Annotated in this window: 8 protein-coding genes; 3 read left to right on the top strand and 5 right to left on the bottom strand. The window is 73.4% G+C overall.

What is annotated here, in order from left to right:
• Positions 1-55: 55 nt before the first annotated feature.
• The 3 genes from GTW08_RS27715 to GTW08_RS27705 form a co-directional block, all read right to left on the bottom strand.
• Positions 56-841, bottom strand: coding sequence for a TauD/TfdA dioxygenase family protein (locus GTW08_RS27715; protein ID WP_073574221.1), 786 nt, complete (start codon positions 839-841; stop codon positions 56-58).
• Between the two features lie 84 nt (positions 842-925).
• On the bottom strand, positions 926-1,408 hold the full coding sequence (locus GTW08_RS27710) for a hypothetical protein (RefSeq protein WP_062396040.1): 483 nt from the start codon (positions 1,406-1,408) through the stop codon (positions 926-928).
• A 40-nt stretch (positions 1,409-1,448) separates the two neighbouring features.
• Entirely contained in the window at positions 1,449-2,675 is a 1,227-nt protein-coding gene (locus tag GTW08_RS27705; protein ID WP_161152732.1) for a threonine synthase, read from the bottom strand.
• Positions 2,676-2,823: 148 nt separating this feature from the next.
• Here GTW08_RS27705 and GTW08_RS27700 point away from each other — a divergent pair, with 148 nt between their 5' ends.
• The 3 genes from GTW08_RS27700 to GTW08_RS27690 are packed head-to-tail and all read left to right on the top strand — an operon-like array spanning position 2,824 to position 4,565.
• Positions 2,824-3,279 (top strand): DoxX family protein, encoded by a 456-nt coding sequence (locus GTW08_RS27700; RefSeq protein WP_073574218.1) that lies wholly within the window; start codon positions 2,824-2,826, stop codon positions 3,277-3,279.
• A gap of 28 nt (positions 3,280-3,307) precedes the next feature.
• Entirely contained in the window at positions 3,308-4,144 is an 837-nt protein-coding gene (locus GTW08_RS27695; RefSeq protein WP_073574217.1) for an Fpg/Nei family DNA glycosylase, read from the top strand.
• A gap of 52 nt (positions 4,145-4,196) precedes the next feature.
• The gene (locus tag GTW08_RS27690; protein ID WP_073574216.1) at positions 4,197-4,565 is read left to right on the top strand and encodes a hypothetical protein; all 369 of its coding nucleotides are present in this window, start codon (positions 4,197-4,199) and stop codon (positions 4,563-4,565) included.
• A gap of 5 nt (positions 4,566-4,570) precedes the next feature.
• Here the strand turns inward: GTW08_RS27690 and GTW08_RS27685 are convergent, their stop codons facing one another.
• Positions 4,571-4,960, bottom strand: a complete 390-nt coding sequence (locus GTW08_RS27685; protein ID WP_161152731.1) for a hypothetical protein — start codon at positions 4,958-4,960, stop codon at positions 4,571-4,573.
• Entirely contained in the window at positions 4,926-6,254 is a 1,329-nt protein-coding gene (locus tag GTW08_RS27680; RefSeq protein WP_161152730.1) for an MFS transporter, read from the bottom strand. Before GTW08_RS27680 ends, GTW08_RS27685 begins: the two co-directional genes overlap by 35 nt.
• Positions 6,255-6,423 lie beyond the last annotated feature (169 nt).

Here is a 6,423-nt window from a genome sequence, read left to right as displayed (position 1 = left end):
CCGCGCACCCTCCGCGGCGGGTGCGGCGACCGCGTCCGGGGTGCGCGGCGGGAGCTCAGCGGGCGGCGCGGGGCCGGACGTGGTCGCGCACCATGCCGCGGTGCATGACCCGGTCCCCGACGACGCCGGAGTGGTCGGCGCGGTGCAGCACGCAGGCGTTGTCCCAGATCACGACGTCGCCCGGTGCCCACCGGTGGTCCAGCACGTTGTCCGGCCGCGTCGAGTGCTCGATCAGCTCCCGCACGGTCGCCGCGGACTCCTCGGCGTCCATCCCGCCGACCTCGGCGCAGCGGGCCGCGGTCGAGAGGTAGAGCGCGGTCCGGCCGGTGCGCGGGTGCGGGCGGAACACCGGGTGCCAGGCCTCGGTCTCGGTACCGGCGTCGTCGGGGGACAGCCCGGTGACGACGTGGCGGATGCTGCGGCCGTCGAGCCGGGTCCGCAGCGGCTCCGGGAGCGTCTCGTAGGCGCGGTACTGGTTGGAGAACTGCGTCGCGCCGCCCCGGGCGGGGACGGTCACCGCCCGCAGCGCGGTGTAGGCGGGCGGGGCCGCGACGTAGCTGGTGTCGACGTGGAACGAGCTGCGCGGCGGGGTGTCGCGGCCGACGTTGGAGATCACGTTGAGGTCCGGGTGGGTCTCCAGCGGCGTCTCACCGGTGGTGAACGCCAGCGGGCCGAGACCGCGGAGGAAGGCGAGGAAGTCGTCGTCGCCGACGTCGTCCTGACCGGGCAGGACGAGGACGCCGTGCTCGGCGAGCAGCGCCCCGAGCGCGTCCGGGTCGAGGTCGGGCAGGGACGTCCCGGTGACGCGGGCGCCGACCGGGTGCAGGGCCTCGATGTCCATCACCCGAGTGTGCGGGCGCCCGCGGTCACCCGCGCGCCGGACGCGGGGCCGGCCCCGGGGGCGGACACGGGCCCGACGCCGGGGTCAGGACGCCGTGCGGCCCCACCGGCGGCGACGCGGGCGGTCGGCGGGCTCGTCCTCCATCGGGGCGGCGATCGCGAGCCGCCCGACCTGCTCGTTGAGGACCTTGAGGTGTACCCGGACGTCGTCGTGGGTCGGGTCCAGCACCGCCTGCTCGGCGATCTCCGCGGCCTGGTCGACCGACTGCTTCAGCGACGCCTTGGCCTTGTTCAGCCGGGCGGCGATCCGCTTCGCGGGCGGCTCGGTGAGCCGGAACCGTGCCGGCTCGATCGAGTCGCCGACGGCGGCCAGGCGCTGCACCGCCTCCAGCTCGGAGTCCAGCCGCTTGCCGATCTCGGTGAGCCACGTCCGCACCTGCATCGCCGAGATCACCGTGGTGATCCGGTGGAAGCGCTGCACCTGCTCGGTGCACTCGGCCACGTAGGTCCGCCAGTACCGCGAGAGCGGTGCGGGTGACGGCTCGGATCCGGGTCGCAGGAGTGACACGTGCGCAGGCTACCGGTGATCACGACGAGGTCGCCGTGGGTCACGGGATGCGCCCGTCCGTCGCCAGCACCGGCGCGTCGGCGGTCACGGTGTCGGGGTAGATCAGGCCGCTGCCGGTGTTCAGCACGACGACCGTCTCCGACCCGTCGAGCCACCCCGACTCCCGCAGCCGGCCCGCCGCGGCGACGCAGGCCGCGCCCTCCGGGCAGATCCAGGTGCCCTCGTCGCGGGCGAGGGCGTGCTCGGCGGCGAGCAGCTCGTCGTCGGAGACGGCGACGGCGGTCCCGCCGGTGTCGTACACGGCGTCGAGGACGAGGAAGTCGCCCAGCGCCCGGGGCACGGTGATCCCGAACGCGACCGTGTGCGGGTCGGCCGGGGCCGTCGACTCGCGCAGCCCGGCCTCGAACGCGTCGACGATCGGCGCGCAGCCGGTGGCCTGCACCGCGACCAGCCGGGGCAGGGGACCGGAGATCCAGCCGAGCTCCCGCATCTCCGCCAGGGCCTTGTGGATCGCGATGATCCCGACGCCGCCGCCGGTGGGGTAGAGGATGACGTCCGGGCAGCGCCAGCCGAGCTGCTCGACGATCTCGTAGCCCATCGTCTTCTTGCCCTCGATGCGGTAGGGCTCGCGCAGCGTCGAGGTGTCCTGGTACCCCGCCCCGACGGAGTTGCGGCGGGCGACGGCGTCGGCGACGAGCCTCCCTGCGTCGCCGATCAGGCCGTCGACCAGGTACAGCTCCCCGCCGGAGACGACGACCTCGCGCCGGGTGATCTCCGGGGCGTCGACCGGCATCGCGATCAGCGCACCGAGCCCGGCGCGCGCGGCGTAACAGGCCCAGGCGGCACCGGCGTTGCCGTTGGTGGGCATCGCGACCGCCCGGACTCCGAGCTCGGCGGCCCGGGACACCCCGACGGCGGCGCCGCGCGCCTTGAACGCCCCGGTCGGGACCAGCCCCTCGTCCTTCATCCGCAGGCCGGGCAGCCCGAGGCGGGCACCGGCACGGGGGAGCGGGAGCAGCGGGGTCATGCCCTCGCCCATCGTCACCACGTGCGCGGGGTCCCGCACGGGCAGTACCTCGTGGTAGCGCCACAGGTCCGGCGGGCGGGCGGCGATGTCGGCCGGGGTCACCAGCGTCCGGGCCCGGTCGAGGTCGTAGCGGGCGAGCAGCGGGGCACCGGAGGCCGAGGTGCCCTGCACCGTGTCGGCGTCGAGGACCTCGCCGGTACGGGAGCACTCCAGGTGGGACAGCGTCGAGAACTCGGGCACAGGTCCAGCTGATCTCCCGCCGTGCCGCGGCGCAACCGGAGGGGTGACGGCGGCGCGGGCAGGAGCAGGTCGCCACGACTACGCCGTTGCGACGATCCTGTTAGCCTCGGGAACGCAAGCGTGAAAGTTCAACAACTGAGAGGAACCCATGCGACCGCTCCCCGCGCCGCTCTCCGACACCGCACTCCTGCTCGTCCGGCTGCTCGTCGGCGTCGTCCTCGTCGCCCACGGCCTGCAGAAGCTCTCGGGTGGTGTCGGCGGGGTCGCGTCGAGCTTCGCCGGCATGGGCATCCCGCTGCCCACGGTCTCCGCGCTGTTCGTCATCGCGGCCGAGCTCGGGGGCGGTCTGCTGCTGATCGCCGGTGCCGCGACGACCGTGGCGGGGCTGGCCGTCGTCGTCGCGATGGCGGGGGCCTACCTCTTCGCGCACGTGGGCCTGAACCCGTTCGTCGACTCGGGCGGCTGGGAGCTGGTCGGCGTGATCGCCGCCGGTGGACTCGCGCTGGCCGCGACCGGACCGGGCCGGTTCTCCGTCGACGCGCTCGTCGCCGGACGCGGTCGCACGCCCGCCCGGCACGCGGTGGGTGTGTCCGCGGGGGAGTAGTACCCGCCCGCACGGGGGATCCCTCCGCATGCCCGAGGGACACACCGTGCACCGGCTCGCGCGGCTGCAGCGCCGCCGCTACGCCGGACGGCCGGTGGCCGTCTCCAGCCCGCAGCGCCGGTTCACCACCGGCGCCGAGATCGTCGACGGGCGGGTGCTGGTCGACGTGCAGGCCCACGGCAAGCACCTGTTCCAGCACTACGGGCCGGACACCACCGTGCACGTCCACCTCGGACTGTGGGGCCGGTTCCCGAACCGGACGCTCCCCCAGGAGCCGCCCCGCGGCCAGGTCAGGATGCGGATGGTCGGCGAGACGCACTACGCCGACCTGCGCGGCCCGGCCGCCTGCGAACTGCTGGACGACGTGGGCGTGAAGGAGCTGCGGGCCCGCCTCGGCGAGGACCCGTTGCGCGACGACGCGGACCCGGCGCGTGTCCGGGAGCGGTTCGCCCGCTCCCGTGTCCCGCTGGCCGCCCTGCTCATGGACCAGTCGGTGATCGCGGGCATCGGCAACGTCTTCCGCGCCGAGACGCTGTTCCGCACCGGACTGGATCCGATGACCCCGGCCCGCGACCTCGACGACCGGTCCTTCGCCCTGCTCTGGGACGACCTGACCGAGATGCTCCGCGACGGCGAGCGGCGCGGCCGGATCGAGACGCTGCGCCCCGAGCACGACCCGGCCCAGCTGGCGCCCCCCGACCGCGGCGCGGTCTGCGCCAGCGTCGTCTACGCCTACCGCCGCACCGGACAGCCCTGCCTGGTCTGCGGCGCCCCGATCGCGCACGCCGAGGTCCGCACGCGGAACCTGTTCTGGTGCCCCGGTTGCCAGGCCGGAGGCAGCGCCCGGCCGCTCACCGAACGGTGACGATGGATGTCCGATCTGTCCTGTACCGGGCGGTAGCGGTACCGTTGACGTCATGCTGTCGACCGGTCCCGCTCGTCCGGAAGCGGGGCGTCGGCCGATCATCCGCTGGGACGCCGCGCTGTCCGGGGCCGCGCTGGCCGCGACCGGGATGCTCGTCGCACTGGGCGTGTTCGGCGCCGTCTTCCTCGTCGCGTTCCTCGACTACTGCCCGCCGCGGACGTGCAGCTCCTCGGCGGTGCTCGTCTCGGTCGGCGGGTCGCTGGTGATCGCGGCCGCCGCCGGTGTCGCCGGGCTCGCCATGACCGTCCTGCGCATCGTCGAACGGCGCCCTGCCTGGCCCTTCGCGGTGGTCACCCTCGCCGTGACCGGTTCCGCCGTCGCCTTCGGCGCGGTCCACTACGCGAGCGCGATCGGATACTGAACCATTCAGGGTTCGATTCCCAGAATGCGTGCCCCGAGCCGGGTCTCGCGGCCGGAGCCGTTGCACGCACCGCAGTTCCGCCAGGACTTCGTGGCGAGTGCGCCGTAGTGTCGCGGGCTGCCCTTGCAGCGCCCGCACCGGGTGAGGGGATGCAGGTAGAGCGACCCGATATAGAGGACGAGGGCCACCGCGCCGAGGATCACCAGAATGGTCGTCCCACTCGCCCCGTCCTGTTCCTCGGCCGCAGACAGCAGGAATTGCGTCATTCTCGTCGCCCCCGATGAATGGAGCGCGCGACCCCCTGTCGCCGCCCCGGCCACCGAGACTACGTCGCCGTTTCCGGAATCCTTGACCGGTTCATCACTGTTGATGATCGCCGGCCCGGTCGGCTGCATCGGCCGCCGGAACCCGTTGCGCCGTCCGGCGGAAGCCGAGCACGATCGCGGCGGACATCAGCATCATCACCGCGACCACCCACATCCCGGCGCGGGAGTCGCCGGTCAGGTCCTTCAGCCACCCCGCGACGAACGGCCCGGCGAACCCGGACAGGTTGCCGAAGGAGTTGATCAACCCGATCCCGGCGGCCGCCCCGGCACCGGTGAGGAACGCGTTCGGCAGCGCCCAGAACGGCGGGATGGCGGCGAAGACCCCGATCGCGCAGACGGTCACGCACGCCATGACCAGCAGCGGTGAGTCCATGTACAGCGCGCCCGCGATCGCGACCGCCCCGACGACGGCCGGGACGGCCACGTGCAGCCCCCGCTCGCCGCTGCGGTCGGAGTGCCGGGCCCACAGCATCATCGTCACCGACGCGATCGCGTACGGCACCGCGGTGATCAGACCGACCTCGACCAGCGAGTAGTCGGCGCCGAACTGCTGCTCGAACCCGGCGACGATCTGGGGCAGGAAGAACGCCAGCACGTAGAGCCCGAACACGATCCCGAAGTAGACCACCGAGAGGGCCACCACCCGGCCGTCGCGCAGGGCGGCGGCGACGCCGCGGTCCTGCCCGGCCGCCGCCGTGTCCTCGGCGGCGATCCGCTCCTCCAGCGCGACCGCCTGGTCGGCGGGCAGCCACCGGGCCCGGGTCGGGCGGTCCGGCAGCAGCCACAGCACCGCGATCCCCAGCAGCACCGCCGGGATGCCCTCGACGAAGAACATGAAGCGCCAGCCGGCGTCGAAGCCCAGGGCGCCGTCGCCGACCGAGATCAGCCACGTCGACAGCGGCCCACCGACCACCGAGGACAGCGGCACGGCCAGGAAGAACAGCGCGACGATCCGTGCCCGCTCGACCCTCGGGAACCAGTAGGTCAGGTACAGGATGATGCCGGGGAAGAAGCCGGCCTCGGCGATGCCGAGCAGCACCCGCACGACGTAGAAGCCGATCTCGCCCTGGATGAACGCCGTCGACGACGCGACAATGCCCCAGGTCACCATGATCCGGGCGATCCAGATCCGGGCGCCGACCCGGTGCAGGATCACGTTGGACGGGACCTCGAAGAAGAAGTACCCGATGAAGAACAGCCCGGCGCCCAGGCCGTAGGCGGCCGCGGACAGGCCCAGGTCGGCGTTCATCGTCAGCGAAGCGAACCCGACGTTGACCCGGTCGATGTAGTTCAGCAGATAGGCCAGGGCGAGCAGCGGGATGAGCCGCTTCGTCGCCGTCCGTACGGCCGTCGAGACCAGCACGCCTTCCCCCTCCGTTGCGGTGCGCACGCCCGCGCAGTCTCTCCGCCGGAAGGTCAGTCCTTCAACCAGGCGTAGGCGGTGTGCCGGGAGACACCGAGCGCCGCCGCCATCGCGCTGACCTCGCAGCCGGCCTCGCGCCCGGCGCGCAGCAGCGCGCGGCGGCGTTCGC

The sequence above is a fragment of the Pseudonocardia sp. SID8383 genome (assembly GCF_009864975.1).
In the GTDB taxonomy this organism is placed as follows: Bacteria; Actinomycetota; Actinomycetes; order Mycobacteriales; family Pseudonocardiaceae; genus Pseudonocardia; species Pseudonocardia alni.
The sequence above is the reverse complement of the archived record's forward strand: the minus strand, read 5'-3'. Positions and strand labels throughout refer to the sequence as shown.

Excerpts from the sequence above, each read along its gene's own strand:
- GTW08_RS27715 (WP_073574221.1), bottom strand. The coding sequence starts at position 841 with ATGGACATCGAGGCCCTGCACCCGGTCGGCGCCCGCGTCACCGGGACG.
- GTW08_RS27700 (WP_073574218.1), top strand. The coding sequence starts at position 2,824 with ATGCGACCGCTCCCCGCGCCGCTCTCCGACACCGCACTCCTGCTCGTC.
- GTW08_RS27695 (WP_073574217.1), top strand. The coding sequence starts at position 3,308 with ATGCCCGAGGGACACACCGTGCACCGGCTCGCGCGGCTGCAGCGCCGC.
- GTW08_RS27690 (WP_073574216.1), top strand. The coding sequence starts at position 4,197 with ATGCTGTCGACCGGTCCCGCTCGTCCGGAAGCGGGGCGTCGGCCGATC.
- GTW08_RS27685 (WP_161152731.1), bottom strand. The coding sequence starts at position 4,960 with ATGCAGCCGACCGGGCCGGCGATCATCAACAGTGATGAACCGGTCAAG.